The 1525-nt window shown below is 39.1% G+C and carries 2 protein-coding genes; one reads left to right on the plus strand and one right to left on the minus strand.

Features of this window, described 5'->3' with window-relative positions; all coding sequences use genetic code 11:
* A partial coding sequence (locus A3729_RS30355; protein ID WP_156498249.1) for a Tn3 family transposase occupies positions 1–997 on the plus strand: 997 nt, incomplete at its 5' end.
* A 62-nt stretch (positions 998–1059) separates the two neighbouring features.
* Here the strand turns inward: A3729_RS30355 and A3729_RS30360 are convergent.
* Positions 1060–1245: a hypothetical protein gene (locus tag A3729_RS30360; protein WP_068633487.1), complete on the minus strand. Its 186-nt coding sequence runs from the start codon at positions 1243–1245 to the stop codon at positions 1060–1062.
* Between the last annotated feature and the right edge of the window lie 280 nt (positions 1246–1525).

The following is a 1525-nucleotide window of genomic DNA, read 5'->3' on the forward strand; positions in this document are numbered from 1 at the left end:
CAATTTAAAATTATCCAGTGCTTATCTAAAGGATCCGGAAGTTCTCCACTCATCGAGTGATGGTAGAAAGGTAAACGTCGATGTAGATTGCTTGCACGCGAATCATTCCTACAAATATTTCGGCAAAGACAAGGGCGTCACAATTTATACATTCATTGATGAAAAGCAGTCGTTATTCCACAACTCTGTCTTCAGCGCTTCCGATCGTGAGGCACCATACGTCATTGATGGTTTACTCCAAAATGAAGTGACGGATCTTAGGCAAGTACATTCAACCGATACACATGGTTATACAGAGCAGATATTCGCTGTGTCGCACTTTCTAGGGATAGCGTTTGCACCAAGACTTGCCAACATCGGGAACCAGCAAATATATAGCTTTTCTGCGCGAAAAACTTTTTACGACAAAGGATATCGTCTACTTCCAAGTCGTCCTGTCAGCAAAAATCAAATACTTGATCACTGGGATGATATCTTAAGATTTATTGCAACGATTAAGATGAAGCAAGCTACTGCCTCACAGCTGTTTAAACGATTAAGCTCATACTCTAAGGAGCACCCCTTGTATCGAGCACTTAAAGAGTTTGGAAGGGTTATTAAATCACAGTTCATTCTGACTTATTTCGATGACGAAGATCTAAGACAACAAATACAAAAGCAACTCAATAGAGTCGAGCTTTCGAATAGATTCTCTCGAGCGGTATTCTTTGACAACGACCAAGCCTTTCAAGAAGGTGTTCTAGCAGACCAGGAAGTTGCTACGGCGTGCAAGCTGCTTCTCCAGAACTCAATCATACTCTGGAACTATTTATATTTATCCGACCTTGTAGCTGACACGTCAGACCCTGACGATAGAAGAGATCTCATTGAATCAATAAGTCAGGGCTCAGTGATAACATGGAAGCACGTTAATTTACGTGGCGAATACGATTTCAGAAGGAAGGCATCTAATGATGCTCGTTTTGATATGGATAAAATTAGATCTATCAAGCTATAAAAACCTAGAGATATTTTCTTTATATAACAGCACGTTATGGACAAAAATGTAAAATCTGCTCCCTATATTGTTGGGGAGCCGATAAAAGCATCTACACGTTCAGCCAACTCCAAATTATCTTCCAGCTCAACAACCCATTTCTCATTGATAGTTTCAGAACTCAAACGATTAAAAGTAGACTGTAAATATTTCGCTTCTTTATCAGCAATAGTCAACAAGTGTCGCAATCGATCTTTATCTTCCGTCATTTACATCCGCCTTCTTAACCTACAAGCTTGTTCCATTAAGTTTAGCTTTCACTACTAAATTTAACGTATGTAGAGGATATCATTTAACATAATCAACATTATGCGCATAGGTCATTGATATATAAGGATATTATCTGCACTAAAATTCTAAACATATAGCACTGTGCCAAAGCCTAAGCCTTGAGCAGTTGAATATTCAACACGAACTCCGAGCGCATCACATTTTGACTTAAGAAGCATTGCACCAAACGTTCTTGATGTAGCCCCGCTATATATTTCT

This window comes from Oleiphilus sp. HI0043 (assembly GCF_001634935.1).

Coding starts and splice junctions, on each gene's coding strand:
- A3729_RS30360 (WP_068633487.1), bottom strand. CDS start 1,245: ATGACGGAAGATAAAGATCGATTGCGACACTTGTTGACTATTGCTGAT.